21 protein-coding genes are annotated in these 26761 nt (G+C 71.6%); 6 read left to right on the plus strand and 15 right to left on the minus strand.

Features of this window, described 5'->3' with window-relative positions; genetic code table 11:
• Nucleotides 1–2: 2 nt before the first annotated feature.
• Complete coding sequence (locus LHA26_RS18790; protein ID WP_252168617.1) at nt 3–1109, minus strand: amidohydrolase family protein; 1107 nt, start codon at nt 1107–1109, stop codon at nt 3–5.
• A 134-nt stretch (nt 1110–1243) separates the two neighbouring features.
• Between LHA26_RS18790 and LHA26_RS18795 the strand changes: the two genes are divergently transcribed.
• From LHA26_RS18795 to LHA26_RS18815, 5 genes are all read left to right on the plus strand, one after another.
• Nucleotides 1244–3340 (plus strand): glycoside hydrolase family 36 protein, encoded by a 2097-nt coding sequence (locus tag LHA26_RS18795; RefSeq protein ID WP_252168618.1) that lies wholly within the window; start codon nt 1244–1246, stop codon nt 3338–3340.
• Nucleotides 3337–4284: a DMT family transporter gene (locus LHA26_RS18800; RefSeq protein ID WP_252168619.1), complete on the plus strand. Its 948-nt coding sequence runs from the start codon at nt 3337–3339 to the stop codon at nt 4282–4284. Before LHA26_RS18795 ends, LHA26_RS18800 begins: the two co-directional genes overlap by 4 nt.
• A 69-nt stretch (nt 4285–4353) precedes the next feature.
• Nucleotides 4354–5637 (plus strand): D-tagatose-bisphosphate aldolase, class II, non-catalytic subunit, encoded by a 1284-nt coding sequence (locus LHA26_RS18805; protein WP_252168620.1) that lies wholly within the window; start codon nt 4354–4356, stop codon nt 5635–5637.
• Nucleotides 5630–6787 (plus strand): SIS domain-containing protein, encoded by a 1158-nt coding sequence (locus tag LHA26_RS18810; protein WP_252168621.1) that lies wholly within the window; start codon nt 5630–5632, stop codon nt 6785–6787. The genes LHA26_RS18805 and LHA26_RS18810 overlap by 8 nt, the downstream gene beginning before the upstream one ends.
• Before the next feature lie 2 nt (nt 6788–6789).
• A complete protein-coding gene (locus tag LHA26_RS18815) occupies nt 6790–7728 on the plus strand; it encodes an N-acetylglucosamine kinase (RefSeq protein WP_252168875.1) in 939 nt (312 codons plus the stop codon).
• Here LHA26_RS18815 and LHA26_RS18820 read toward each other — a convergent pair.
• From LHA26_RS18820 to LHA26_RS18875, 12 genes are all read right to left on the minus strand, one after another.
• Nucleotides 7725–8153, minus strand: coding sequence for a hypothetical protein (locus LHA26_RS18820; protein ID WP_252168622.1), 429 nt, complete (start codon nt 8151–8153; stop codon nt 7725–7727). The genes LHA26_RS18815 and LHA26_RS18820 overlap by 4 nt on opposite strands.
• On the minus strand, nt 8144–9013 hold the full coding sequence (locus tag LHA26_RS18825; RefSeq protein WP_252168623.1) for an FAD:protein FMN transferase: 870 nt from the start codon (nt 9011–9013) through the stop codon (nt 8144–8146). The genes LHA26_RS18820 and LHA26_RS18825 overlap by 10 nt, the downstream gene beginning before the upstream one ends.
• Nucleotides 8952–9476: an FMN-binding protein gene (locus LHA26_RS18830; protein WP_252168624.1), complete on the minus strand. Its 525-nt coding sequence runs from the start codon at nt 9474–9476 to the stop codon at nt 8952–8954. Before LHA26_RS18830 ends, LHA26_RS18825 begins: the two co-directional genes overlap by 62 nt.
• Before the next feature lie 9 nt (nt 9477–9485).
• Nucleotides 9486–10388: a DUF6662 family protein gene (locus LHA26_RS18835; RefSeq protein ID WP_252168625.1), complete on the minus strand. Its 903-nt coding sequence runs from the start codon at nt 10386–10388 to the stop codon at nt 9486–9488.
• A gap of 98 nt (nt 10389–10486) precedes the next feature.
• The gene (locus tag LHA26_RS18840) at nt 10487–11572 is read right to left on the minus strand and encodes a lipocalin-like domain-containing protein (protein WP_252168626.1); all 1086 of its coding nucleotides are present in this window, start codon (nt 11570–11572) and stop codon (nt 10487–10489) included.
• Nucleotides 11572–14097 (minus strand): FtsX-like permease family protein, encoded by a 2526-nt coding sequence (locus LHA26_RS18845; RefSeq protein ID WP_252168627.1) that lies wholly within the window; start codon nt 14095–14097, stop codon nt 11572–11574. Before LHA26_RS18845 ends, LHA26_RS18840 begins: the two co-directional genes overlap by 1 nt.
• Entirely contained in the window at nt 14087–14779 is a 693-nt protein-coding gene (locus tag LHA26_RS18850; protein WP_252168628.1) for an ABC transporter ATP-binding protein, read from the minus strand. Before LHA26_RS18850 ends, LHA26_RS18845 begins: the two co-directional genes overlap by 11 nt.
• Complete coding sequence (locus LHA26_RS18855; RefSeq protein WP_252168629.1) at nt 14776–15231, minus strand: DUF4126 domain-containing protein; 456 nt, start codon at nt 15229–15231, stop codon at nt 14776–14778. Before LHA26_RS18855 ends, LHA26_RS18850 begins: the two co-directional genes overlap by 4 nt.
• Nucleotides 15232–15340: 109 nt before the next feature.
• The gene (locus tag LHA26_RS18860) at nt 15341–16678 is read right to left on the minus strand and encodes an MFS transporter (RefSeq protein ID WP_252168630.1); all 1338 of its coding nucleotides are present in this window, start codon (nt 16676–16678) and stop codon (nt 15341–15343) included.
• Nucleotides 16653–18752 carry a glycoside hydrolase domain-containing protein gene (locus tag LHA26_RS18865; protein ID WP_252168631.1) on the minus strand — a complete coding sequence of 700 codons (2100 nt, stop codon included), beginning with the start codon at nt 18750–18752 and terminating at the stop codon, nt 16653–16655. Before LHA26_RS18865 ends, LHA26_RS18860 begins: the two co-directional genes overlap by 26 nt.
• Nucleotides 18749–19918 carry a YdcF family protein gene (locus tag LHA26_RS18870; protein WP_252168632.1) on the minus strand — a complete coding sequence of 390 codons (1170 nt, stop codon included), beginning with the start codon at nt 19916–19918 and terminating at the stop codon, nt 18749–18751. The genes LHA26_RS18865 and LHA26_RS18870 overlap by 4 nt, the downstream gene beginning before the upstream one ends.
• Nucleotides 19915–22443, minus strand: a complete 2529-nt coding sequence (locus LHA26_RS18875; protein WP_252168633.1) for a TonB-dependent receptor — start codon at nt 22441–22443, stop codon at nt 19915–19917. The genes LHA26_RS18870 and LHA26_RS18875 overlap by 4 nt, the downstream gene beginning before the upstream one ends.
• Before the next feature lie 123 nt (nt 22444–22566).
• Here LHA26_RS18875 and LHA26_RS18880 point away from each other — a divergent pair, with 123 nt between their 5' ends.
• Nucleotides 22567–23661 (plus strand): ROK family transcriptional regulator, encoded by a 1095-nt coding sequence (locus LHA26_RS18880; RefSeq protein WP_252168634.1) that lies wholly within the window; start codon nt 22567–22569, stop codon nt 23659–23661.
• A 13-nt stretch (nt 23662–23674) separates the two neighbouring features.
• Here the strand turns inward: LHA26_RS18880 and poxB are convergent, their stop codons facing one another.
• Together poxB and lldD are read right to left on the minus strand one after the other, a co-directional pair.
• Nucleotides 23675–25402, minus strand: coding sequence for a ubiquinone-dependent pyruvate dehydrogenase (poxB, locus tag LHA26_RS18885; protein WP_252168635.1), 1728 nt, complete (start codon nt 25400–25402; stop codon nt 23675–23677).
• Between the two features lie 94 nt (nt 25403–25496).
• The gene (gene lldD, locus LHA26_RS18890; protein WP_252168636.1) at nt 25497–26642 is read right to left on the minus strand and encodes an FMN-dependent L-lactate dehydrogenase LldD; all 1146 of its coding nucleotides are present in this window, start codon (nt 26640–26642) and stop codon (nt 25497–25499) included.
• Between the last annotated feature and the right edge of the window lie 119 nt (nt 26643–26761).

The following is a 26761-nucleotide window of genomic DNA, read 5'->3' on the forward strand; positions in this document are numbered from 1 at the left end:
CCTCACCCGCCGAGGTGGAAGAAGCGGCGGGCGTTCCGATAATAGATCTTGTCGATCACCGGCCGGGGCAGCGCGAGCCCCGGCGCATCGGCGCGGATCGCGCCGACATGCTGGCTGAGCGGCGTCGCCAGGTAGCGCCAGTCGGACCGCCAGGTGCGATCCGCCTCGCCCGCGAAATCGTTCGTGGCGGGCGGGTTCTGCGCACGGGCATGCGGATCGGGCGGGCTGTCGGTGAGGTCGGTGCCGTACATCAGCCGGTCCTGATAGCGCAGGAAGAAGGCGCGCACCTTGGCGCGGTTCGCGTTGGACTGGACCTGCACCTGCGTCATGCGCGCGGCGAGATCGACCACGGCATTGGGATAGCGATCGAGAAAGCGCGCGAGTTCGTCGACGCTCCATTCCAGGCTCGCCATATGCGCGCCGTCGAACGCCAATTTGGGATGCCGGGCGACGAAGCGATCGCGCGCCGCCATCAGCTGCTCGTAGCGCGGCTCATTCGGGTGCTTGTACATGTAATATTCGGGGTGATCGCGAAAATAGGTGCGGTCATTGTCGGTCGTCATCTGGTCGAGCGGCAGCCAGCAATTTTTCGGCTCGCCCTGGTGCGCGATCAGCGGCACGCCGCGCTGCTGCAGATGCGCCATGATCGGATCGAAGCGCGGATCGTCGAGGAACACGCGCTTGCCCGCCGTGTCGCGCGCGATCATGCCGATATTCTTCCACACTTTCACTGCCACCGCGCCATGGGCGAGGCCGGCATCGACCTGGCGCTCGGCGCGCGCGGTCCAATCGGGCGCGCCGAAGCCGTGCATCGAGAAGGTGGTGGCGAAGTGGAAGCGGTTCGGCGCCGCCGCGTGCATCTTATAGGCGATCGCCGCCTGCACCGGCAGCGGCGGGAAATCGGGATAGTCGACATTGATCGACAGCAGCTCGAAGCCGTCCTTGGTGGCGATGCGGAGGAAATCGGGCGCGTCGCGATTGGCGTGCACATGCGCGTCGAGCTTGGGCACGCGCGTGAAATCGGCCTCGGAATAGCCGGGCGGCGCGGCGCGCGCGCCGATCAGCAGCGTCGCCAGCGTCAGCGGCAGCAAGGTCCGGATCGCACGCATATCTCTCTCCAACAGAAACGTAACGAAACTCAGTCTATGTTGCGTTTTGGTTTGCGCAAGCCCGAAGCTTGGTGCACATCCGCAGCAAGGCCGGCGATCCACTGCACCGGCATCTGTCCTGGAGAGGCATGTTCATGGCCCATCCCCTGCTTTCGCGGCGCGCTACCCTGGCCGGCCTGCTGGGCGGCACCGCCGCGCTCACCCTCGCATCCCCCGTGCGCGCCGGCGCGACCAGCGTCGGCGACAGGCTCCGCCTAGGCGATGCGCGGCTCACGATCGAGATCGACTCGGGGCTCGCCACGCGGCTGAGCCGCGGTACCGTGCCGCTCACCCACTTCGCCCCGAGCGAGGTTGTGCGCCTGGCGGACGGCCGCGCGGTGGATCGCTTCCTCCGCACCGCGCACAGCGAGGCGCCGGTCGATGGTCCGCACGGCCCGGGGCGCGCGCATCAGCTGGAAGGCGCGGGCGCGGCCGGCCTAGTCAAGCAGATCCGCATCACCTTTCTCGATCGCTATCCCGGGCTCGCCCTGCTCGACATCCGCTATCGCAATGGCGGCACGGCGCCGCTCGAGATCACCGGCTGGAGCGCGGCGCGCCACACGCTGCTGCCGCACGCGCGCGGCGCCTGGAGCTTCGCCGGCGCCTCCTATCCCGATCGGCGGGACTGGATCCAGCCCGTCACCCCAGGCTTCGGCCAGCGCAACTTCATGGGCATGAATGCATCCGATTATGGCGGCGGCACGCCGGTGGCGGTGGTGTGGCGGCCCGATGCGGGGCTGGCGGTCGGCCATATCGATCGCGTGCCCCGGCTGGTGGCGCTGCCGGTGGCGGCGCAGCCCGATGGCACGCGCATCGCCATCGACGGCGACGAGCCCGTGCTGCTGGCGCCGGGCGCCACGCTGGACCTGCCCCCGCTCTTCCTGATGGTGCATGAGGGCGATCATTTCCGGCCGCTCGACGCCTATCGCCGCCTCATGGCCGAGCGCGGGCTCGCCGCGCCGGCGGTTCCCGAGCCGAGCTACGCGCCGATCTGGTGCGCCTGGGGCTATGGCCGCCGCTTCACCCTGCCCGAAATCTTCACCGCCATGCCCAAGGCCAAGGCGATCGGGCTGGAATGGGTGGTGCTGGACGATGGCTGGCAGACATCGGAGGGCGACTGGAAGCTCAACCGGACCAAGTTCCCGCGCGGCGACGCCGATATGAAGGCGTTCGCGGATCGGGTGAAGGCGGCCGGCATGCGGCCGCGGCTCTGGCTGGCGCCGCTCGCCGCCGATCCCGGCACCGATCTGCTGCGCGACCATCCCGACATGCTGCTGCTGGACCGCGATGGCGCGGCGCAGAATGTCAGCTTCTGGGATGCCTTCACCCTGTGCCCCGCCTATCCGCCCGTGGTCGACTATTTCCGCGGGCAGGTGCGCCGCATCCTGGGCGATTGGGGCTATGCCGGGCTCAAGCTGGACGGCCAGCATCTCAACGGTGTCGCGCCCTGCCACAATCCCGCGCACAACCACCAGCGGCCCGAGGAGAGCTTCGAGAAGCTGCAGGATTTCTGGCGCGCGCTGTACGAGGAGGCGATGGCCGTCAATCCCGAGGCGGTGATGGAAATCTGCCCCTGCGGCGACAGCTTCGCCTTTCACAATATCGCCGGGATGAACCACACGCCCGCCTCGGACCCCACCTCCTCCTGGCAGATCCGGCTGAAGGGCAAGAGCTTCAAGGCGATGATGGGGCGTTCGGCACCGTTTGCGGGCGATCATGTGGAGCTGAGCGACGGCCATCGCGATTTCGCCTCGAGCTATGGCATCGGCGCGGTGCTCTCGACCAAATTCACCTGGCCGGACGATCCGGTCGACACCACCGATCCGCTGCCCCCCGGCGGCATCCGGCTTACCGCCGAGAAGGAGGCCGAGTGGCGCCGCTGGATCGGCCTCTATCGGCGCAATATGCTGCCCAAGGGCGAGTATCTGGGCGAACTCTACGATATCGGCTTTGATCGCCCCGAAGGCCATGCGATCCGCGCCGGCGGCCGGATGCATTACGCCTTCTATGCCGACCGCTTCGCCGGTACGCTGCCGCTGCGCGGCCTGCCGTCCGGCGCCTGGCGGCTGACGAACAGCCTGACCGGCGCGCCTCTGGGCACGGTGCAGGGGCCGGACGCGACGCTGGCGGCGCGCTTCGAGCATGCGCTGATGATCGAGGCCAGCCCGCTCGCGCCGGGGGCCTCGGCATGAGCGCGGCGCCGCAGGCCGGCGGCCGCGCCTGGCTGTTCAACGCGCTCGCCACCGTCGTGCTCTGGGGCATATGGGGCGCCTTTTCGGGCCTCTCGGCCGGGCAGGGCTTTCCCGAGACCCTGGTCTATTGCGTCTGGGCGCTGACCATGATCCCGCCGGCGCTGGTGATGCTGGCGCAGCGCGGCTGGGCCTTGGATCGCGGCGGCGCGGCGATCGCGCAGGGGCTGGCGGTGGGTCTGCTGGGCGCGGGTGGGCAGATGCTGCTCTTCTACGCGGTGACGCGCGGGCCGCCCTATCTCATCTTCCCCGTGATCTCGCTCTCGCCCGTCGTCACCATCGCCCTGTCCTTCCTGCTGATCGGCGAGCGGACCGGGCGGCTGGGCGCGTTCGGCATCCTGCTCGCGCTGCTGGCGTTGCCGACCTTCGATTTCGCCCCCGGCGGCGGCGGCCATGGCGGCGCCTGGCTGGGGCTGGCGCTGCTGGTGATGGCCTGTTGGGGGCTCCAGGCCTTTTTCATGAAATCGGCCAACCGCATCATGTCGGCCGAAAGCATCTTCTTCTACATGATGCTGAGCGGCCTCGCGCTGATCCCGGTGGCGCTGGCGATGACCGATTTCCACCGCCCCATCCCGCTCGGGCTGCGTGGCCCGGGCTTGGCGGCGGCGATCCAGATCCTCAACGCGATCGGCGCGCTCACGCTCGTCTTCGCCTTTCGCTATGGCAAGGCGATCATCGTCGCGCCGCTCGCCAATGCCGGCGCGCCGCTCGCCACCGCGCTCATCTCGCTGGTCGCGCTGGGGGTGATGCCGGGGCCGGTCAAGGCGATCGGCATCGGCCTCGCGCTGGCCGCGTCGCTGCTGCTGGCGATCGAACCCGACGGACAGGACGCCGACGCCGCGCCCGCGCCCGCGCCCGCGGACGAAAGCACCTCGCTCGCAGCGTAGTTTCGTTTTGCTTCGGTTCGTTGCGGCTGTACAAGGCGCCTGCTAGGACCGTCCAAAGAGGACCGTAAAGTGCATCTGATTCGAACCCTTATCGAGCGCCACAAGCGCGGCGAGCGCGTCGGCGTCCCATCGATCTGCTCGGCGCATCCGCTGGTGATCGAGGCCGGCTTCCGCCACGCGCTGCGCACCGGCGCGCCGCTCGTGCTGATCGAGGCGACGTCCAACCAGGTGAACCAGGATGGCGGCTATACCGGCATGGTGCCGGCCGCCTTCCGGACCTTTGTCGAGACGATCGCGCGGGCGGCGGGCTTTCCGCTCGACCGGCTGGTGCTGGGCGGCGATCATCTCGGCCCCAATGCCTGGACCGCGCTGCCCGCCGAGGCTGCCATGGCCAAAGCCGAGATTTTGGTGGCCGACTATGTTCGCGCCGGCTTCGCCAAAATCCATCTCGATTGCTCGATGAGCTGCGCCGACGATCCGGTGCCGCTGCCCGAGCGGGTGATCGCCGAGCGCGCCGCGCGCCTCTGCCGCGCCGCCGAACAGGCCTTTGACGGCGACGCCGAAGCCGCGCCCGTCTATGTCATCGGCACCGAGGTGCCCGTGCCCGGCGGCGCCGCCGAGGATCTCGACACGCTCGCCGTGACGAGCCCCGAAGCCGCGCTGGCGACGCTGGAGATGCACCGCACGCTCTTCGCCGAACAGGGGCTCGGCGACGCCTGGACGCGGGTGATCGCCACCGTGGTGCAGCCGGGGGTCGAATTCGATCACATGAAGGTGGTGGATTATCGGCCGGCGGCGGCGGCGGCGCTCAGCGCCGCGATCGCGCCCGTCGAGCGGATCGTCTACGAGGCGCATTCCACCGATTACCAGTCCCCCGCCGCGCTGGCGGCGCTGGTGCGCGATCATTTCGCCATCCTCAAGGTCGGGCCCGGCGTCACCTTCGCGCTGCGCGAGGCGCTCTGGGCGCTGGACCGGATCGAGGCGGAAACCATCGCCGCGCCGGATCGCGCAGGGCTGCGCCAGGTCGCGCTTGCCCGCATGATGGAGGCGCCGGAGCATTGGCGGCGCTATTATCACGAGCGCGGCGCCGCGCTGGAACTCCAGCTCCAATATAGCCTCAGCGACCGCATCCGCTATTATTGGCCGGATCCCGCGATCGCCGCCGCGCAGGCGCGGCTGTTCGACAATCTGCGCGCGCATCCGCCCGCCCTGCCGCTGCTCAGCCAATATCTGCCGATCGCCTACGCCGCCGTCCGCGCCGGCGAGGCCACGCGCGATCCCGTCGATCTCGTCGTCGCCCATATCGGAGCGACGCTCGATGCCTATCATGGAGCCTGCACCGCCAATGTCTGACACGCTCACCGCGCCCGCCCCGGCGGCCGCCGCCCCGGACGAGAGCTGGACCCGCCGCGAGATCTTCCAACAGCCCGATACGCTGCGCGCCACCCAGGCGCTGCTCGCGCGGGATCGCGCCGAGATCGAAGCCTTTGTCGCGCCGCTGCTGGCGCGGCCCGATCTGCGCATCCTGCTGTGCGGCGCCGGCACCTCGGCCTTTATCGGCACCTGCCTCGCGCCCTGGCTGTCGGCGCGGCTCGGCCGCTGCGTCGAGGCGGTGGCGACCACCGACATCGTCTCCGCGCCCGGCCTGTATCTCGATCCGGCGCGGCCCACGCTGATGCTGTCCTTCGGCCGGTCGGGGAGCAGCCCCGAAAGCGTGACGGCGGTCGAGCTGGCGGACCGGCACCTGCCCAGCGTCCACCACCTCGTCATCACCTGCAACGCCGAGGGCGCGCTGGCGCGGCGGGCGGGCAGTCGCTGCCATGTCGTGGTGCTGCCCGAGGCGACGCACGACCGCGCCTTCGCCATGACCTCGAGCTTCAGCGCCATGACGCTCGCGGCCCTGTCGATCCTCGGCGGGATCGCGGCGATGGACGCGCGGATCGAGGCGATCGCGGGCGCCGTGGCGGCGACGCTCGCCGCGGCCGAGCCCGTGGCGGAGGCGCTGGCGGCCCGGCGGTTCGATCGCGTGGTCTATCTCGGCAGCGGTGTCTTCCAGGGGCTGGCGCGCGAGGCCGCGCTCAAACTGCTGGAGCTGACCGACGGCGCCATCCCGACCGCGTTCGATTCGGCGCTCGGCTTCCGCCATGGGCCGAAGACGATCGTCACCGATCGCACGCTGATCTGCGTGTTCGTCTCCAGCGATCCGCTGACCCGCCTCTATGATCTCGACATGCTCGCGGAGCTGCGCGGTGATGGCCGCTCGGGCGCGGTGCTGGCGGTGACGGCCGAAGGCGAGGCGCACGACGCGCCCGGGGAGACTCTGGTCGTGCCGGGCGGCGCGGCGCTCGACGATGCCGGGCTGCTCTTCCCCTATATCGTCCCCGCCCAGCTCTTCGCCCTCGCCTGTTCGCGGCGCGCGGGGCTGACCCCGGACCAGCCCAATGCCAGCGGCACCGTCAACCGCGTGGTGCAGGGCGTGCGCATCCACATGCCGGCGGCGTGAGCATGTTTCTCGGCGTCGATGGCGGCGGCACCAAGACCGCCTTTGTCTGCATGGACGAGGGCGGCGCGGTGCTGGCGCGCGCCGTGACCGGCACCAGCTATCATCTCCAGATCGGGCTGGACGAGGCGGTGGCGCGGCTCAAGACGGGCGTGGAGGCGATCTGCGCGCAGCTCGGCCGCTCGGCGGATGCGTTCGACTTCGCCTTTTTCGGCCTCCCCGCCTATGGCGAGGATGCGGTGATCGATCCCCTTCTGGCGGCCGCGTGCGGCCAGCTGCTCGGCCATGACCGGTATCGCTGCGACAATGACATGGTCTGCGGCTGGGCCGGCTCGCTGGCGTGCGGCGACGGGCTCAACCTCGTCGCCGGCACCGGCTCGATCGGCTATGGCCAGCGCCGGGGCCGCGCCGCGCGCGTCGGCGGATGGGGCGAGCTGTTCGGCGACGAGGGCTCGGCCTATTGGATCGCGGTCCAGGGGCTCAACGCGGTCTCGCGCATGAGCGACGGACGGTTGCGGCCGGGCCCGCTCCGCCGCGTGGTGCACGAGGCGCTGGGCGTCGAGGCCGATCTCGATCTGTGCGCGCGGGTGATGGGCCCCTCCGGCCTGGGACGCGACGGCATCGCCGCGCTCGCGCCGCTGGTCAGCCAGGCGGCGGCGGCGGGCGACAGCGTCGCCGGCGCCATCCTCGCCGATGCGGGCGCGGAACTCGCCCGGATCGCGCATGCGCTGCGGCACGCGCTCGGCTTCCCGGACTCGGAGCCGGCGCCGATCTCCTGGTCGGGCGGCGTGCTGGCGCACCAGCCGGCGGTCCGCGAGGCGTTGACCGCCGCGCTCGCGCGCGACGGCCGCTACCGCGTCACCCCGCCGCGCCACGGCGCCGATATCGGCGCCGCCCTCTATGCCGCGCATCTCGCCGGCCGGGTGATCGCCGTGGCGGACTAGCGTCGGCGGCGCCGGCGCGGGGCGACACGGTGCAGCAGGAAGAGCGGCAGCGCCGCCAGGCCGAGGCTCCAATGCGCCAGCGACAGCGTGGCGCGTGTCGCCTCGTCGCCCACATAATAGAGGAGGTAGCCGCTCGCGATCAGCAGCAGCGCGCTCGCGAAGACCAGCCCGCCGGACCATCGGCGCCGGCGAAGCGCCCAGCCCGGCTCGATATGCACCGCCCAGAGCAGGCCGATAAAGCCGGTGGTGCCGAGCGCCGCGAGACCGTGCGCCCGCAAACACCAGGGTTCGAGCGGACTGGGCTGCGGCCCATAATCGCCCGGCCGGACGAGCCAGTGATGCGCGACGAGCCAGAGCAGGCCGCTCGTCCAAAGCATCAGCAGCACCGCCTGGAGCATATGGCGGCGGCCGGGTCTCAACCGCATGGCGCACCGGCCGCAGGGGTCGCGGCGCCGATCACGCGCCAATCTCCGTCCGGTCGATGCAGATAGGCGATCGCCGCGCGGCTCTGCAGAAGCGGGATGGCGGCTTCGCTCTCCGCCAGCACAAGCTTGGTCAGGCCATCGGCATCCACGCAGCGCGGCGCGACGACGCTGACGAAGCCGGGCGGCATGGGCCGGGCCGTGCGGCCGTGGCGATGGCAGGCCGCGCCATATTCGGCGAGGCTCCCCGCCACGTCGCTGCTCGCCAGCGCGCCGTTTTCGATTTCGATCGCCGCCGGTGGCGCCGGCGCATAAGGCCGCAGGGCCACGATTTCGGCCGGCCCGAAGCAGCGCAGATCGCCGCCGGCATTGACCAGGGCCGAAGCGAGCCCGGCCTCCTGGAGCAGGGTGCAGGCGCGGTCCACCGCATAGCCCTTGGCGATCCCGGACAGATCGATCCGCAGGCGGCGGCGCACCCGCACCTGCCCGCCTTGCAGCACCAGATCGCGCCAGTCCGCGCCGCCCGCCTCCGGAAGCACGGGATCGAACACACCTCGGCTCGCATCGGCAAGCGCCAGCGCCTCCGCGAGGCAGGCGGCGGTTTCGGGATCGAGCGTCGCCGTCTCACCGGGCGCGAGACGGGCGATCGCCGCCAGGTCGCTGCGCGGCGACTGGGCGCTCATGCGGCTATGGATGTGGGCGATGGCGGCGAAGGCGTGCGCGATGGCGGCCGCCGCCTTGACCGCGTCCGGGCTTGCCACCCGGATCGACACGCGCGTCCCCAGCCATGGTTGCGCGCGCTCAAGAGCCGGCGAAGACAAGACTGTTCGTCGCAAGCAGACGGCGCACGCCATCGGTGACATGACGCGCCGACAGCGTGCCGCCGGAATTGTTGCGAATGTCCTTGTCGAGCACCAGCGGCGCGCCGTCGCGTTTGCCGAGGAATTGCTGCCGCCAGGCCGGTGCCCGGACCTCGCCGCCATAGCTTTCGCGATATTCCAGGATTTCCAGCGCACGCACCGCGCCGCCGGGATCGAGCGCGAGCGCGAGGGTGATGAATTCATGTTTACCCAGCACTTCGTCGACGAACAGCCGGCCGCCATCGCGCGCGCGCCAGCTGCGCACTCGCCGCGACAGCGGCGCGACGCCCGAGCGCGTGCGGATCGCCGCCATCTGCGCCGGGGTGAGAAGTCGATCATCGGGCGTGAGGGTCTGTTGCGGAAACAGCGTCGCCTGTGCCTGCGCCACGGTGAGATAGACTTCGCTCCAGGCGGGCGCGCCGATCGAAGCGGGGATGGTGGCGAGCAGGAAAAAGCGCGCGTGCATCATCGCTCCTCAGAAAGGCAGGCCGAGCTTGAACGTCACCTCATTGCGCTCATGGCTGCGCAGGAAGAGGGTGTTGCCAATATCCCGGCCCTCCTCGTCATGGCCGGGGTTGCCCGCGAACTGCCGCAGCCAGCCCAGCGTCGCCCAACAATTCCGGCTCGCATAATGGATAGCCGGGCCCGCCCAGAAGACGGAATGTTCATGCGTGGTGAAGTTTCCGTATTCGTTATGATTCCGGAACTCCGCCCCGACGAACAGCTTGGGCGCGACACGATAGGTGACGCCCAGCTCGTTGTTCCAGTCGAGTTCGCTATTTGTGTCTGGCTGATGCGCGAAACGGATGGACTCCGCCTCGAGCACCAGATTATAGGCCATGATCAGCCGGTCATCCATGAAGTTCTTTTGGACGATCACGCGCGTTTCCAGCGCGAAGGTGCCGGGCGCGTAGCGCAGTCCGTTATGAAGATCGTGGAAATCATATTCGGGCTCGAGATAGACGGCGAGGCCCCAGCCATGCCTGTTCTTGTACGGGCTAAGCAGACGGTAGACGAACTCCGCCGATACGCTCTGCACGGTGAAGTTGTGCCGGGTGAAGCCGGTCTGGCCAAGCTCGTCGTCATCGTCCGACGTGCGTGTGGCATGCATACGGTTGGTGTTGAGATAGAGCGAGGCCTGGAAATTGTCCGTCACGCCATATTCGAACTCGGAGCGGAAATCGGTGGCGTCGTACTGGCCGAAGGCGCGCCCCTCGCGCGTGCGCACCACCTGCTCCAGCTCGAAATGGCCGGCCGGCGTGAGATCCGTGGTGTAGGCGCGCGAAAACATGCCCTCGCCCGCCCAGGCGCGCGTCGTTCCCGCCAGAATAAGGATGAGCGAAAGGGCGGCGGCGCGCAGCCGAGTTCCGATCGACATGTCAAGCTTCCCCCGCTTGTGCGACTTATTCGCATTAGCGGGGTGGAGGGCGGCCGGCAATTGTCCTTACTACGTAGCGGCGCCCGTCCCGGCCGGCGCTACAGCCGCAGCGGGTCCACATAGCCGGTCAGCTCGAGATAGCCGCTGCCACCCTGGGTGGCTACCGCGCCCTCCCAGTAGACGGGCATGCCGGCGGCGCGGGCGTCCAGCTCCTGGTCGGGGAAAAAGGGGGTCAGCACCCAGCGTCGCACCCCGCCCGGCAGCCGCACCGAGAGGCGCTGCGCCACCGGATAGACGGCCCCGCTGCGCGGCGAGCGCCAGCGGCGCAGCGGATCGAAGCGGAGATCGCCGGGTCCGAGCCGGGCGACGCGGCCGTCGCGCGCGCGATAGCTGCCGCCCGCCCACAGCACGCCGCCATCGCGCCGGCGGATGCGGAAGGCCATCAGCGCGCCGCCATCGTCGAAGTTGAGGCCGGTCCAGTCCCAGCCCGCCGCGTCGCCGGCCAGATAGTCCGACGACCATTCGCGATCCAGCCAGGCGCGGCCGGTCACGGCGGTGGCGCGCCCGTCGCGCGTCACGGTGCCGCTGGCGGCCAGCTGGGGCAGCGAATAATAATAGCTCGCCTGCTCGGGCCGCGGCCCCTTGCGGCTATAGCCGCCCTCGCCCTCGAGCAGCACCGGCTGGCGCGGGCGGAAGGCGAGATCGAGCGCGAACCCCTCGCCCGCGACATGGGCGACGAAGCGCCCATCGGGCAGCCGCCGCAGCCGCCAGTCGCGCAGCCGCACATCGGCATCGCCCAAGGCGGCGCCGGCCAGCCCGAAGCCGGCGCGCGCCGCGCGCTCGGCATGGCGCAACCGGCCCAGCGCGGGATCGGACAAGGCGGCGTGCGCCAGCAGGATCTGGCGCGGCGCGAAACGGCTCGGCTGATCCTCGCCGATGCGGGGGCGGACGCGGAAGAAGGTGATCTGGAAGCCGAGCGGCGCACCGCCGCGCTCGGGCGCGAGCGTGCCCGTGACATACCACCATTCGGTGCGGAAGGCGGGGTGCGCGCCATGATCGCGGGGGAAGACGAAGGCGGCGCCAGGCCGCACCACCGGATAGGGCGCGGGCGCAGGCGCTGCGGCGCCCAGCAGCAAGCCGGCGAGCGCGAGCAGCCGGGCGTGGCGACGCGGACGCGGGGCCATCACCAATCCTCCCGTACCGCGAGCAGCGCGTCGCGCGCGGTGGCGCGTCGCCCCGCCAGCACCGCCGTCGCCGCCGCCGCCGCGATCAGCGCCGCCGCGATGCCCGCGATGGTGCCGCCCGGCAGCCGCGTCGCCATCGTCCAGTGGAAGCTCTGCGGGTTGATGACGTGGATCAGCACCTGCGCCAGCACCAGGCCGAGCCCGATCCCCGCCAGCCCGCCCACCGCGCCGAGCAGCGCCCCCTCCAGCGCCAGCATCGCCAGGATCTGGCGCTTGGCGAGGCCGAGATGGCGCAGCATCCCGAATTCGCGCGCCCGCGCCGCCGTCTGGCCGGACATGGTGGCCGCCACCCCCGCCAGCCCCACCAGGATCGCCACCGCTTCCAGCGCATAGGTGACGGCGAAGCTGCGGTCGAACAGCGCCAGCGCATAGCCGCGCAGCGCCGCCGGGCGGCTCAGCTCGATCTGGTCGCGGGTGGCGGGATCGAGCCGCGCCCGCAGCGCCTGGCCGACGCGATCGGGCTGCGCGCCGGGCGCCAGCAGGATCGCCGCCTCGTCGCGCAGCGCATCGCCGGTCAGCGCCTGGTAGCGATCGGCGTCGATCACCAGCGCGCCCGACTGGCGCGCATAATCGCGCCACAGGCCGACCACCGTGAAGCGCGCCGCCGGGCCGAGCGGCAGCGTCACCCGATCGCCGGCCCGCCAGCCATAGAGACGCGCCGCCGGTTCCGACACCCAGAGCGGCGCGGTGCCCGGCGCCGGCGGCACGCGCTGCCCAAGCGGCACCAGCAGCGGATCGGCGCCCCCGGCCAGCGGCCGGGCGATCAGCGTGACGGGCGGCCGATCGGGGCGCAGGCTAAGCGGCAGCTGGCGGCTGAAGGCGATCCGCCGCACGCCGGGAATCGTCGCCAGCCGCGCGCGCGTCGCCGCGTCGAAGCCGGAGGCGGGATCGGCACGCACGAACAGATCGGCGGCCAGCACATCGCCCAGCCAGCTGTCGACCGCGCCGCGGAAGCTCGTCACCATCGTCGCCATGGCGATCGTCAGCGCGGTCGAGGCGACGATGCCGCACAGCGCGGTCGCCGCCTCGGAAGGCGCGCCCGCGAGGTGGCGCAAGGCGAGGCCGGGCGCGACGCCGAGCCGCTCCGAGCCGCGCCACGGCGCGAGCAGCCGCCGCGCCAGCCAGGGCACCCCCGCCACGCCGCCCGCCAGCAGCAGCGCCATGCTCGCAAAGCCGGACCAGGGCAGGCCGTAGAGCGGCGGCAGCAGCGCCACCCCGGCGCCGGCGAGGAGCAGCAGCAGCGCCGGCTTCCACGCCACCGGCGCGCGCGGATCGATCAGATCGCCGGCATTTTTGAGCGCGGCGGCGGGGGCGGCGCGCGCCGCGATCCGCGCCGGCAACAGGCTGCCGAGCGCCGCCGCCGCGAGGCCGAGCGCGAAGAAGCCGGCCGCCGCGCCCGGCTGCGCCACCAGCCGCACCGTCTGGCCGCTGAAATAGCCCGCGCCGAGATCGCCGCCGAACCAGCGCAGCGCCAGCCGGGCGAGCCCCGCGCCGGCGGCCAGCCCCGCCAGCCCGCCGACCAGCCCGATCGCCAGCCCCTCCGCGACCACCGCGGCGATGATGTGTCGCGCCGGCAGGCCGAGCGTGCGGAGCAGCGCGAATTCGCGCAGGCGGCGCGCGACCGCCAGCGATTGCGCCGAGAAGACGAGAAAACCGCCGGTGAGCAAGGCGACGAGCGCGAGCATGTCGAGATTGACGCGATAGGCGCGCGACAGCGCGCTGCCCTGCGCGGCCTGGGTGGCGCCGCTCGTCAGCATCACCCCCGGCGGCAGACGCGGCGGCAGCGCCCGCTCCGCCAGCGCGCGATCGCTCAGCGCGAGATCGAGCCGGTCGAGCCGGCCCAGTCGATCGAAGCGGCTCTGCGCGGCGGCGATGTCGATCGTGCCGATGGCCTGCTCGCCCTGCCCCGGCAGCGTGCCGACGACGCGGAACGGCACGGCGCGGCCGCGCGCGCGCACCGTCACCCGCTGGCCCAGGCGCACGCCGGCGGCGCGCAGCACCCCGCGCGAGAGGAACAGCGCATCGGGCGCGAACAGGCCGTCGCCGCGCGCATCGGGCCCGGTCGGGTGCGCGCCGATCAGGCTGGGCGTGATCGGGCCGGCGCGCATCACGTCGAGGCCGAGCAGGGTGAGCCGCGCCGCGCCGATTTGCGCGTCGAGCCGCACCACCGGGCTCGCATCCGCGACGCCGGGCGCTGTGGCGATGCGCGGGTAGAGCGTCTCGTCGAAGCCGAGCGGCGTCGCGGCGCGGATCTGGAGCGCGGCGGCGCCGTTGACGCCCGTCACCGCGCCCTCGAACGAGGCGAGCGCCGAGCCATTGACGAGATGGACCGCGAAGCCCAGCGCCACGCCCACCGCGATCGCCAGCGCGGTCAGCGCCAGCCGCGCGGGATGCGCGCGCCAGGCGCCCAGGATCAGCCAGCGCAGCGCCAGCCGGCCCGAGACGATCCCCGGCTCAGCCGCCATTCTTGTCCACCAGGCCGCGCGCGGTGAGTGTCAGCACGCGGTCCGCGATCGCGGCGGTGGCGGGCGAGTGCGTCACCATCACCGCCGCCGCCTCGCCGTCATGCACCGCCCCGGCGAACAGTGCGAGCACGCGCCCGGCGGTTTCGGGATCGAGATTGCCGGTCGGCTCGTCGGCAAGGATCAGCGCCGGGCGATGCACCAGCGCGCGCGCGATCGCGACCCGCTGCAGCTCGCCGCCGGACAGGTCGCGCGCATAATCCTCGGCGCGCCCCTCGAGCCCGACCGCCGCCAGCATCGCCCGCGCGGCGGCGGCGGCGTGGCGCGCATCGGGATTGGTCAGCGCCAGCGGCAGCGCCACATTCTGCCCGAGCGTGAGATAGGGCAGAATGTGGAAGGCCTGGAAGACGAAGCCGATGCGTTCGCGCCGCAAGCGGGTGCGCGCGGCCTCGTCGAGCGGGCCGAGGGGGGTGCCGGCGATCGCCACCGCGCCCTGATCGGCCTCGTCCAGCCCGGCGAGAATGTTGAGCAGCGTCGATTTGCCCGCCCCGGATTCGCCGATCACCGCGACCAGCTCGCCCGCCCGCACATTGAGGTCGAGCCCGTCGAACAGCCGCCGGCCGCCGGGCAGCGCCTTGGCCAGCCCCGATACGGCCAGCACCGGCGCCCCCCCGTCAGCGATCATAAGCGGCGCGCGCTCCGCACGAGCAGCGCGCTCCCGGCCACCGTCAGCCCATCCTCGATCAGCCCCGTCACTCCCTGGCCGAAGCGGCGCATCGCCGCCTGGCGCAGGCGCCAGGTCAGCCAGGCGGCGCCCAGCGCGGTGGCGGCGCTCGCGAGCGCGGCCGGGCCACGCTGACGCCGCGGCGCGAGCGCAGCACCGGCGAGCGCCGCCGTCGTCATGCGCGCGGCGAGGCCGGGCGCGATCACGCGGTCGGGCGCGTCGCGCAGCTTGTCGCCCGCCAGCTCGCCCGCCGCCAGCGCCAGCGCGCCCCAGGCGAACGGGCCGCGCGCGAGCAGCGCCGGGCCGCCATGATCCAGCGGCAGCGCACCGCGCCGCGCCGCCTGCGCCACCGCCGCGAGCGGGGTGAGCGCACGCGCGCCGGCCAGCGCGCCGATGAGCAGCGATCGGATCATGAACCTGTCCTTCCTGTCGTGATGACCATGCGGGGCGGAGAACGCGAGCGGCGGCAAAACGTCGCATGGCGGCGCGTGCCGCGCCCGGGCGACCGGACCGGTGCGGCGATCAGGCGCGCGCGGCGAGCGGGTGGGGCACGCGGCCGGCGGGGGCGGCCTGCCGCCGGGCCGGTGCCGCGCCGATCCGTGCATGCAGCCGCAGCAGCGGCAGGCAGAGCAGCGCGCCGGTGAGCGGGACGAGACAGGTGATGGCGAGGAAGAGACCGCCCGCGCCCGCCGCGAAGCCGCCCGCGGCGCGCCAGCCGAGCACGCTCAGCACCAGCCCGAGCAGCGCGCCGCTCAGCCCGCCGCCGGCCTTGAGCGCCAACAGGAAAAGCGCCACCGAGAAAGCCTCGCGTCGCGGGCCGGCCCGCTCCACCGCCGCCGGCAGCAGCGCCCAGATCAGCATCTGGATCCCGGCATTGCCGATGCCGAACAGGCCGATCGCGAGCAGCAGCGCGGCCGGCGCCACCATCGCCACGGCAAAGGCGAGCGCGGCGATCGCGAAGGCCAGCGCCAGCGCCGCCGGGGTGGCGAGGCGGCGGGCCAGCAGCATCCAGCCCGGCAGCGCCGCCGCCTGCGCCAAGGAGAAGAGCGTCAGCGCGAGCCCGAGCCAGGCGGGGCGGTGGAGCAGATCGGCGGCGATGAAGGCGAGCGATCGGACGAAGAGCGGCAGCGTCAGCGCCTGGAGAAAGGCGAGCGCGAGCAGGCTGATCAGCGCCGCGTCGCCGCCGCGTCCCGGTGCGATCGTCGCCGCCAGCGCCGGGTGCGGCGGCGCGGTGTCGATGGGCGCGGCGCGGACGAACAGCACCGAAAGCCACAGCGTGCCGACATAGGCCAGCGCCGCCAGCGCCGCGATCCCCAGCGTGGCGCGCGTGGCGTGATGATCGGTCTGGAGGAAGGGCGTGGCCACGCGCGCGATGGCGAGCGCGCCAAGGCAGCTGAACAGGTAGCGTAGCCCCGACACGAGCGTTGCGCGATGGCCCCGCGCCACCGGCACGATCAGCGCGTTGTGCGCGACATCGCACCAGGAGAAGGCGGTGCGGAAGGCGAGCGTCAGCAGCAGCGCCCAGGCGAGCATGGCCCCCGCCGGCCAGTCGGGCGCGAGGAAGAAGATGGCGAAGGCCAGCCCCACCGCCGGCGCGCCGAGCAGCAGCGCGCGGCGATAGCCGTCGATCCCCCCGCCGGCGCGGTCCATCAGCCGGCCGAGCAGCGGGTTGGCGGCGCCGTCCCAGACCAGCCCGAGCATCACCACCAGCCCCGCCGCCGCCGGCGCCACCGACCAGCGCGCGGTGAGCAGGTAGAGAAGGAAGAAATCGAAGGTGGACGCGAGGACATTCTTGCCGAAATTGCCGCTGGCATAGGCCAGCAGCGCCAGTCCGTCAGCGCGTCGGGGAGGGGAGCTCATCCTTGCCAGCCCTAGCAGGTATGTCTTGCAATCGCGCGACAGCGGGGCGCGCCGCGCCGGTCCGCACCGTCAGAACGCCGCCCCGCAGCAGCGCCGCATGCGAGACGCGCGGGCCGTCGAGCGGCCGGCCGTTCAGATCCATGCCGAGGATCGCGCCATCGTACCGGCCCTGCCGGCGGATGACGAGGCGTCGGCCGCCCGCCAGCGTCAGCACCGTGCGGCGGAAGGCGGGCACCGTCACCACATAATCGGGTTCGCCGGGCAACAGCGGATAGAGGCCGAGCGTCGCGAACACGTACCAGCCCGTCATGCCGCCGGCATCATCGTCCATGCCGTCCGCCATGCCCTGGGGCGCGAGCGCGAAGCTCGGCCCGACAAAGGCGCGGGGTCGCTTGCCGGCATTGGTATAGGGATGCGCGATCGGCCGGGTGAGGATGGTCCGCACCAGATCGGCGGTCGGCTGCGCGTCGCCGAGCCCGGCATAGAGCCAGGGCACCTGCATGTCGGGCTCGTTGGTCATGTTGAAGAGATTGGCGTCGAAGAAATGGTCAAGCTCGGCGCGCAGCCGGGGGCGGCCCAGCGTGTCGGTTAGCCAGGGCAGGTCGAACACCGGCGCCCAGCGATATTGCCACACCGTGCCCTGGTAGAGGCCGCGGGCCTTGACGACATCGCCGTCGTCGCCCGGCCGCTCGAACACCGCGCGCCAGACGGGCCGATAGGCGCGCGCCCGCGCCGCGAAGCGCGCCGCCAGCGCCGTATCGCCCAGATCGGCGGCGAGGCCGGCGGTCGCCCAATCGTCATAGGCGGCCTCGATCGCCTCGTCCGGCGTGGCGCGGGCGAGGCGATCGCTCTCCGCCGCCATGCCGGCCAGCGCCGCGCCGGCATCGAAGCCGGTGATGCCCTTGCGGCGCATGTCCAGCAGCGCGACGCCGGCATGTTCGGTGCGCACGGTGAGGAAGGGCTCGCTGTCGGTCGCCCAGCGCGGCTTGCCGGCGGCGTAGAGGGCGACGAGCGACCGCGCGATATCGGCGCTGCGTTCGGGCTGAAGCAGCGCCAGCAGCGGCATTTGTGTGCGATAATTGTCCCATAGCGACCAGCCGGCATAGCGCGTCTCGCCGGGCGCGGAGCGGCCGATCCGGCCGTCGCTGCCGCGATGGCGACGATCGGGATCGTCGATCGCGGCGGGGCTCTGGAACACCCGCGCCAGCGCCGAATAGAAGAGCGCGCGCGCCGCTTTGGGCCCCTCCGGCCGCACCCGGCCGAGCGCGGCGTTCCACGCGGCGCGGGTTCCGGCGGCGATCGTGGCGAGCGGACTCTGGCCAAGCTCGGCGTCGCGCACCGCCGCCGCCCCTGCCGCGTCCACGGTGGAAAGACCGGTGCGCAGCTCCACCGTATCGCCCGCGCGCACCGCGAAGCTGGCGCTCCGCACCCCCTCCTCCTCGCCGGTCAGCGCCGCCGCAAGGACATGGCCGTCGTGCAGGATGCGGGTGGCGCTGAACAGCCGGTAGGCGCCCGCGTCGCACACCGTGCCCGCCACCAGCATGGCGCGGAGATCGTCGGCGCCGTCGCTCAGCCAGCGCGCGGATCGCCGCCGGGCATAGCTGTGGCGGGGATCGAGCCGCAGCGTCACGCGCCCGGCATGCGGCAGGGTGAAGCGGAGCAGGCCGGCGCCGCGCGTCGCCGTCATCTGCGCCGCGATGCCGTCGCCATAGCGGATGGCGTAGCGCCCCGCCGCCGCGCGCTCGCTGGCCTTGTCCATCACCGCCGGCGCGGGCGCGCCCTGATAGTCGAGCGACACCAGCAGATCGCCCCCCGCCCCGCCGCAGCCGACCCCTACCCCGCGCGTATGCGAGAAGCCGATCAGGCGCGTGGCGGCATAGTCATAGCCGGCATGATTGGCGGGCGCGGTATCGGGCCCGAGCGCGACCATGCCGAAGGGCGAGGTCGCCGCCGGCGAAAGCTGCCCGAAATCGGCCAGCGTGCCGAACAGCGGATCGACCAGATCGGCGGGCGCGGCGCGCCCGGGTGCGGCCGACAGCAAGGCCAGCGCGGCGAGCGGGCGCAGCCGCCTCACGGATCGAGCGGGTCGCGCGGATCGGCGGCGAGCGACGCGGCGCTCGGCCGGAATTCGAGATCGAAGCGCGACAGGCGCCGCCCGATCGCGCCCGGTTGGTAGCCAAGCTCCTCCGCATTGCGCGCGACGAAGCGCGGGCCTTCGATATAGGCGCTCTGTTCGGCATCGGTGACGATCAGCGCCGGCCGGTCCAGCGGCACGCCGAGCGCGGCGAGGCGGCGGCTGGCGTTGCGCAAATTGGTGGTGGTGTGGCGGGCATAGGGCTCGAGCACGATCGCCGAGGCGGGCACGCCGAACCGCTCCACCAGCACGCGCCGCAATTCCACCGCCTCCACGAAGCGCGTGCCGCGCGGATGCACGGCGGCGCCGCTCACCACGATCAGCGGCGCCCAGCCCGCCTTGAAGCGCTGCGCCGCCAAGGTGGCGTGGAACAGGCTGCGCGAACTGATCGCGCTCGCCATGTCCTCCGGGCCGACGCCGGGCACGATCAGCGCGGTGAAGCGATAGCGTGACCAGGCGGTCTGGCGCGCACGCGCCGCGGCGCCGGCATTCTCGCGCGCGTCGAGCGGCGCGAAGCGGATCGCCTCGTCTCGACCATTGGCGTCGAGCAGCGCGAGCGCGAGGCCGAGGCTGCCCGACAGCGTATCCGGCGCCCCCCAGCCCGCCGCCTGTGCCGTCATGAGCGCGATCGCGCGGCTGTCGGCGAAATCGGCGCTGTCGGCCGCGAAGACGGGGCCGTCGATCTTGGGATAGCGCGACGCCGCGCCCAGGCCATAGACGGCGAGCACGCCGTCCAGCGCTTCCAGTTCGCGGGCCAGCGGCGCGCCCTGGCCCGATGCCTGGGCCAGCGCCGCCCGCTCCGCCTCGGGCCAGCGCGCGGCGGCGATCCGGCAGGCCGCGTCCGTCGCCGCGCACGCCGCCAGCCGCGCGCTGCGGCCGGCGAACAGCGTCGCGAGCGGGGCCGCCTGCGCCAGCCGCGCCGCCGCCGGCGGCCGGGCCAGCGCCCGCACGCGCGGATAGAGCGCCTGCCCCATCTCCTCGGCCTGGCGGTCGGCGAGCGGCGCCGAAGGGGAAAGCGGCGTCTCCGCCGCCGCCGCATTTGTCGCCGCCATGGCCATCAGCGCCAGCGCCAGCGCCGCCGCCGTCACGCCACGCCGCGCCCTCACCAGGCGTAGCCGAGCACGAAGCGCAGATTGCGGCCGAAAATGGGGCGGCCGTAGATGGCGTTGGCGCTGCCCTGCCCGCTGAGCTGGTCGGTGCGCGTATTGCCCTCGGTCAGGCCATGGGCGTCGAACAGATTGTCGCCCACGATCTGGAGCTGCCAGCCGCCGCGCCGCGCCGTCACACCCGCGCCGACCGTGCCGAAGGCCGGCAGCGCGGTGTTGTTGAACAGGTCGACATAGCGTTTGCCCATATAATCGTAGCGGCCATAGATCTCGATCCGGTTGGCGCCCAGCGCGAAGCTGTAGCTGGGGCGGACATTGCCGTAGATCTTGGGTTCGCGCACGATCTGGTTGCCGTTGACGGCGGAAGGATCGGCGCCCGCGCTGTTGGCGAGATTCTTGTACTTGGGATCGCTGAGCGTCAGCGCGCCGGTGATCGACAGGCCGCGCGTCAGCTGGACATTGCCGTCGATCTCCACCCCCTTGATGCTGGCTTGGCCGATAAAGGGCACCGACTGGTCGTTGCGGCCCGTGGTCGGGTTGAAGGCCACGAACGAGGCGTTGAGCGGATCATATTTTGTGTAGAAGCCGATCAGGTACAGATAGGAACGGCCGAACGCGGCCTTGAGCCCCACTTCATACTGATTGGCCTTGGTGGTGAGGATGGTCGGCGCGATCGTATAGGTCACCTGGGTCGAGGGCGGCGTCTCGAGATGCGACGCGCGGCCATAGATGCCGAGATGCCGCGTCAGGTCGTAATTGACGCCCGCCGTCCAGTTGGTGATGTCGGGCTTGAGCTTGGCGTTGATCACCTGGCCGGTGAAGGCGCGGGTGGTATCGTCGGCGAGCGTGGTGGGATCGCCAAGATTGAGCTGGGTGGTGGGCAGCGCATAGCCCTTGAAGCTGTAGCGTTCGTGGCGGATGCCGGCATCGATGCGCAGTCCGCGCACCACCTCCCAGCTGTCATTGGCGTAGAAGGCGATCATCGTCGCGTCGGTATCGCCCTGGTTGAGCGTGGTGGTGTAGCGCAGCACGCCATTGTCGGTGACGCGGCCCAGCGCCTGCCCGCCGGCGCCATAGGCGATCAGGTCCAGCGTGCGCGGCTTGCCCGCCAGCTCGATCAGATAATCCTGATAGGCCGCGAAATTGCTCTCGCCATAGGCGCTGGCATAGAGGCCGACGCGGAGATCGTGCGTGCCGAAGCCCGTCACCGCCGAGCGCGTCACGCTGATATCGCCCTGACCCGAATAGAAGCGCGAGCTGACATCGCGGAACTGGCCGGACAGGACCAGCCCCGAGGCGCTGGCCGGATCATAGGCGGCGCCGCCCCCGGCGATGGCATAGCCGAGCCGCGTGACGCCGGCGCCGAAGGCGGCGCGGGCGGCGGTGAGATAGGAGGCGGCAAAGCTCGTCGCGTCGACCGGGTTGGAGGTGGAGTAGAAGGCGTTGAAGTGCAGCCGGCCCTTGGTGTAGCCGCCCTTCACCGCGATCTTCCAGCCATCCAGATCGATATCATATTGCAGCCCGATATTGCCATATTCGGTGTGGCGGCCATTGGCGAGATCGGCCTGACGGCTCTGCAGCACGCCGGCGCCGTCGCGATATTTGATCGTCGCGTCGCGCAGCGCCGGGCTGTTCAGCGTGCCGTCGAAATAGTTGATGTAGGGATTGAGCGAGCGGCTCGGGTCGCGCGGATCCGCGGTCGGGATCGGCAGATAGAAGACGTTGTGATCGTTTAGGTAGTTCGCCGTGATCCGGAGCGAGCCATTGCTGAACTGATGGCGGATATTGGCGCGGATCTGCCCGCCGCGATCATTGGGGAAGCCATTGTCGCGATAGCCGTCATGCTGGCGGATGAAGCCGCCGATCGCATAATAGGTATCCCCGCCGAGCGGGCCGGCCTGATAGGCATCGAGCCGGTAGAGGCCGGTATCGCCGAGCGTGATCTGCGCCTTGCCGCGCGGCGTATCGGTGCCGCTGACGGTGATGGAGTTGACGATCGCCGCCGCATAGCTGGCATAGACCGGCGCCGGGCCGCCGCGCACCACCTCGATCCGGTCGGTCATCAGGTCGAAGCGGTTGAGATCGTCGCCCCGGAAGAAATTGCCGTCATTCTCGTGGAACAGCGGCAGGCCGTCCTGCTGGAAGGTGACGAGGCCGCCATCGCTCGGCAGGCCACGGAGGCGATAGATGTTCTGCACCTCGCCGCCGGTCGATTCCACCTGGAAGCCGGGCAGCTGGCCGAGCAGATCGGCGAAGTTGATCGGGGCCAGCTTCTGGACGTCGTTCTGCCCCAGCGAATTGACCGCATAGGAGACATCGAAGCGGCGCTGCGCGCGCGCCGAGCCGGTGACGATGATGTCGCCCGGCGCGGCACCGGCGGTGCCCGGCGTGTCGCGCGCGGCGCTGGGCGCCGCCGCCGCGTCGCCGGCTTCGGGGGCGCTCCCCTGCGCCTGCGCCTGCGCCTGCGTCGCCGCCGCCGTCAGCGCCAGCACCGCGCATCCCGCCCGCATCCAGACCGTGTTCATGCCCTGCCCCCTGATTAGCCCTGTGGTGCGCGCCCTCTGCCCGCCGGGGATGACGGTTTTTATTCTTTTCGGTGAAAATAAATCCGCTTATCAGAACCTTGCAGAAAGGCGGGCCGGCGGCGGATGATCCAGTTGGAAGAGGATGAGAAGCGGCTGCTGCGCCATCTGCGCCGCCATGGCCCGCTGCCCCGAGGCCGGTTGGCGGATGCGCTGGGCGCCAGCAACGCGCGGCTCACGCGGCTCTCGGCGCATCTCATCGCCCATGGCCTGATCGAGGAAGCCACGAGCGACGCGCCCGGCCAGCGCGGCCGGCCGGCGACGCCGCTGAGGATCGCCGCCGGCGCCGGCTATGCGCTGGGCGCCACCGTGCATCGCGGGCTGATCGAGGTGGCGCTGGTGGATTATGCGGGCGGACTCATCGACCAGGCCGCCGAGCCGTTCGACAGCCCCGATCCGCTCGTCTTCGCGCGGACCGTGCGACGCCAGCTGCACCGCATGGCGGAGCGCAACCGGCTGCTCGGCATCGGCGTCGGGGTGCCGGGGCCGTCCCTCTCGCGCGACGGCAGCCGCCGCTCCACCGTGGACAGCCTTGCGGGCTGGCGCGGGATCGAACTCGCCGCCCTGTTCGAGGAAGCCTTCGGCCATCCGGTGTGGATCGAGAATGACGCCAATGCGGCGGCGCTGGCGGAGTTCTACCGCGGCGGGCTGATGCAGCGCTGCGAAACGGCGGTGGTGATCCTGCTCGGCCACGGCATCGGCGCCGGCATCATCAACGAGGGCCGGCTGATGCGCGGCGAGATGGCGAGCGCGGGCGAGATCGGCACGCTCTATCCGATCGAGCGGCCGCGCCCCTCGACGCTGGACCTGCTCGCGACGCTGCGCGCCGCCGGCTGCCCGGTCGACAGCCTGATCGATCTCGACGAGCGGCTGGACGCCTATCAGGCGACGATCGACGCCTGGGTGGCGCGCGCGGGGCGGCAGCTGGCGCGGATCATGAGCTGGGGCCTGGCCTGGATCGATCCAGGCGCCTTCGTCCTCTCCAGTCCGCTGCCGCGCCCCATCCTCCACCGGCTCGCCGCCGCGATCGAGCCGCGCGCGATGCGGATCGGTGGCCATCGCAAGGGCCCGCCCCAGATCCTCGTCTCGGAGCTGGGCGGCCTCGCCACCACGATCGGCGCGGCGCTGCTGCCGGTGCACGCCACGCTCTTCACCGATTGAACCGCGCCGCCGCTCACCGCCAGAGATTGCTGTGCGCCAGCTCGACGATCTCGTCGCCGCGATGGTTCATGATCGCCTTGGCCATGTAGATGCCGAAGCCCTTGGCCTGATCGAGCGTCGTCTTGGGCGGCATCGCCAGCTCCATGCGGTTGGTGACGACATCGACCAGCGCCGGCCCGTCATGCGCCAGCGCGGCGCGCAGCGCGGGGGCGAGATCGGCGGGATCCTCCACCCGCGTTCCATGCACGCCCGCGGCCCGCGCCATGGCGGCGAAATCGGGATTGGTGAGCGCCGTGCCCGTATCCAGAAAGCCGCCCGCCTTCATCTCCAGCTCGACAAAGCCGAGCGTGCCATTGTTCAGCACCACCAGCTTCACCGGCAGCCGCATCTGGGTGAGGGTGAGGAACTCGCCCATCAGCATGGCGAAGCCGCCATCGCCCGAGAAAGAGATCACCTGCCGCCCGGGGTGCGCCGCCTGCGCGCCGATCGCCTGCGGCAGCGCGTTGGCCATCGAGCCATGGGTGAAGGAGCCCAGCAGCCGGCGACGACCGTTCATGCGCAGATAGCGCGCCGCCCACACCACGGGCGTGCCCACATCGACGGTGAAGATGGCGTCGTCGGCGGCCACCTCGTCCAGCACATGGGCCAGATATTGCGGGTGGATCGGCCGCCGCCCCGGCGTGCCCGTGGCGAGCGCGTCCAGCTCGCCCCGCGCCTTGCGGTAATGGTCGAGCGCCTTGTCGAGAAAGGCGCGATCCTCGTTCGGGCGCAGGCGCGGCAACAGCGCCGCCACCGTCGCCTTGACGTCGCCCACCAGACCCAGGTCCAGCCGCGTGCGCCGGCCGAGATTTTCGGGCCGCAGATCGACCTGCGCCACCTTGGCCTCGGTCGGGTAGAATTGGCGATAGGGGAAGTCCGTGCCCAGCATCAGCAGCGTGTCGCACGCCATCATCGCGTGGTAGCCGGAGGAAAAGCCGATCAGCCCGGTCATGCCGACATCGAAGGGATTGTCGTATTCGACATGCTCCTTGCCGCGCATGGCATGGATCACCGGCGCCTTCAGCCGGTCCGCCAGGGCGACGATCTCGTCATGCGCGCCCGCGCACCCCGCGCCGCACAGCATCGCCACCTTCTTGCCCCCCGCGAGCAGCGCGGCGAGCGCGTCCAGCTCGGGCTCGGCGGGGCGCACCACCGGCGCGGCGGGGGCGATCCAGCGCGTCTCGCTACGCGGCTCGGTTTCGGCCAGCGCGACATCGCCGGGGATCACCACCACCGACACGCCGCGCTTGCCGATCGCCTCGCGGAGCGCGATGTCGAGCGTGCGGCCGATCTGCGACACGGTGGCGACCGGGCCGACATAATGGCTGCATTGCGCGAACAGGTGGTTGGGATCGGTCTCCTGGAAATAGCCGCTGCCCAGCTCGGCGGTGGGGATATGGGCGGCGATCGCCAGCACCGGCACGCGGCTGCGATGGCAATCATAGAGGCCGTTGATGAGGTGGAGATTGCCCGGCCCGCAACTGCCCGCGCAAACGGCGATGCTGCCGGTGAGATGCGCCTCGGCACCGGCGGCGAAGGCGGCCGCCTCCTCGTTGCGGACATGGATCCACTCGATCTGGCCCTTGCGCCGCAGCGCGTCGGTGAGGCCGTTCAGCGAATCGCCCACCACCCCGTAGATGCGGCGCACGCCCAGCGCGTGCAGCGTGTCGGCGATCTGATCGGCTACCAAATATCGGGCCATGGCGCGCTCCTCCGCTTTTGCCGGGTAACGTGCGGAGGCGACGGTCGTTTCGGTCAGGTCGTCGCGCCGGCGGACCGGCGGGGCGCGGCGGCGCTCAGCCTTCCACCAGGCAGGTGCGATCGATATCGGCGATGCGCGTGCGCCCGGTCAGCGCCATGGCGATGCGCATCTCCGCCTCGATGATGCGCAGCATATGCGCGACCCCCGCCTCGCCCGCCGCCGCCAGCGCATAGACCCAGGCGCGCCCGAGCAGCACCGCCTGCGCGCCGAGCGCGAGCATGCGCACCACGTCCAGCCCCGAACGCACCCCGCCATCCGCCAGCACCGCGATCCGCCCGGCCACCGCCTCGACGATCGCCGGCAGCGCGGTGACGGTGGCGGGCACGCCATCAAGCTGGCGGCCGCCATGGTTGGAGACGATGATCCCGTCCGCCCCCAGCGCCACCGCCGCGCGTGCATCCTCGGCATCCAGAATGCCCTTGATGAGCAGCGGCCCGTCCCAGCGCGCGCGGATGAACTCCAGATCGCGCCAGGTCACCGAGGGATCGAAATTGGCCTTCATCCAGCCGAGGAAATCCTCGAGCCCGCTATCGCGGCCGAGCACCGGCGCGACATTGCCGAGCTGGTGCGGCCGGCCGCGCACGCCGACATCCCAGGCCCAGCGCGGATGGGTGACGCCCTGCCAGACGCGGCGCAGATCGCCCCGCAGCCCGGGCGCGCCGGCAAGCCCCGAATGCACGTCGCGATAGCGCGCGCCGGGCAGCGGCATGTCGACGGTGAAGATCAGCGTGGTGCAGCCCGCCGCCCGCGCCGCGTCGAGCAGGCTCTCCATGAAGCCGCGATCGCGGATCATGTAGAGCTGGAACCAGAAGGGCCGCGTCGCGGCGGCGGCGACCTCGGCCAGCGGGCAGCAGGAGACGGTGGAGAGCGCGAAAGGGATGGCCGCCGCCTCGGCCGCGCGCACCGCCTGGCGCTCGCCGCGCCGCGCGTTCATCCCCGCCAGGCCGATCGGCCCGAGCCCGACGGGCATCGCCATCGCCTCGCCGAACAGGCTGGTGGAGAGATCGATCGTCGAGACATCGGTGAGCACGCGCTGGCGCAGCGCGATCCGCTCCAGCTCGGCCACGTTCCGCCGCAGCGTCACCTCGGCATAGGAGCCGCCATCGATATATTCGAACAGGAAGGGCGGCAGGCGGCGCCGGGCGAGCGCCCGATAATCCAGCGCCGAGGCGGCCTTCATGCGCGCGGGATCGGGCGGGCGCGGAGCGCGCCGGACGGAGCGAGGGTCGCCGTTGACGTCATCACAGGGGGTTCCTAGAACCGGCGCACCGCCCCGGCAAGCGCGCTATTTTCCTGCGC

Source organism: Sphingomonas morindae, from assembly GCF_023822065.1.
GTDB lineage: Bacteria > Pseudomonadota > Alphaproteobacteria > Sphingomonadales > Sphingomonadaceae > Solisphingomonas > Solisphingomonas morindae.

Excerpts from the sequence above, each read along its gene's own strand:
- LHA26_RS18790 (WP_252168617.1), bottom strand. The coding sequence starts at position 1,109 with ATGCGTGCGATCCGGACCTTGCTGCCGCTGACGCTGGCGACGCTGCTG.
- LHA26_RS18795 (WP_252168618.1), top strand. The coding sequence starts at position 1,244 with ATGGCCCATCCCCTGCTTTCGCGGCGCGCTACCCTGGCCGGCCTGCTG.
- LHA26_RS18800 (WP_252168619.1), top strand. The coding sequence starts at position 3,337 with ATGAGCGCGGCGCCGCAGGCCGGCGGCCGCGCCTGGCTGTTCAACGCG.
- LHA26_RS18810 (WP_252168621.1), top strand. The coding sequence starts at position 5,630 with ATGTCTGACACGCTCACCGCGCCCGCCCCGGCGGCCGCCGCCCCGGAC.
- LHA26_RS18815 (WP_252168875.1), top strand. The coding sequence starts at position 6,790 with ATGTTTCTCGGCGTCGATGGCGGCGGCACCAAGACCGCCTTTGTCTGC.
- LHA26_RS18820 (WP_252168622.1), bottom strand. The coding sequence starts at position 8,153 with ATGCGGTTGAGACCCGGCCGCCGCCATATGCTCCAGGCGGTGCTGCTG.
- LHA26_RS18825 (WP_252168623.1), bottom strand. The coding sequence starts at position 9,013 with ATGTCACCGATGGCGTGCGCCGTCTGCTTGCGACGAACAGTCTTGTCT.
- LHA26_RS18830 (WP_252168624.1), bottom strand. The coding sequence starts at position 9,476 with ATGCACGCGCGCTTTTTCCTGCTCGCCACCATCCCCGCTTCGATCGGC.
- LHA26_RS18835 (WP_252168625.1), bottom strand. The coding sequence starts at position 10,388 with ATGTCGATCGGAACTCGGCTGCGCGCCGCCGCCCTTTCGCTCATCCTT.
- LHA26_RS18840 (WP_252168626.1), bottom strand. The coding sequence starts at position 11,572 with ATGGCCCCGCGTCCGCGTCGCCACGCCCGGCTGCTCGCGCTCGCCGGC.
- LHA26_RS18845 (WP_252168627.1), bottom strand. The coding sequence starts at position 14,097 with ATGGCGGCTGAGCCGGGGATCGTCTCGGGCCGGCTGGCGCTGCGCTGG.
- LHA26_RS18850 (WP_252168628.1), bottom strand. The coding sequence starts at position 14,779 with ATGATCGCTGACGGGGGGGCGCCGGTGCTGGCCGTATCGGGGCTGGCC.
- LHA26_RS18855 (WP_252168629.1), bottom strand. The coding sequence starts at position 15,231 with ATGATCCGATCGCTGCTCATCGGCGCGCTGGCCGGCGCGCGTGCGCTC.
- LHA26_RS18860 (WP_252168630.1), bottom strand. The coding sequence starts at position 16,678 with ATGAGCTCCCCTCCCCGACGCGCTGACGGACTGGCGCTGCTGGCCTAT.
- LHA26_RS18875 (WP_252168633.1), bottom strand. The coding sequence starts at position 22,443 with ATGAACACGGTCTGGATGCGGGCGGGATGCGCGGTGCTGGCGCTGACG.
- LHA26_RS18880 (WP_252168634.1), top strand. The coding sequence starts at position 22,567 with ATGATCCAGTTGGAAGAGGATGAGAAGCGGCTGCTGCGCCATCTGCGC.
- poxB (WP_252168635.1), bottom strand. The coding sequence starts at position 25,402 with ATGGCCCGATATTTGGTAGCCGATCAGATCGCCGACACGCTGCACGCG.
- lldD (WP_252168636.1), bottom strand. The coding sequence starts at position 26,642 with ATGAAGGCCGCCTCGGCGCTGGATTATCGGGCGCTCGCCCGGCGCCGC.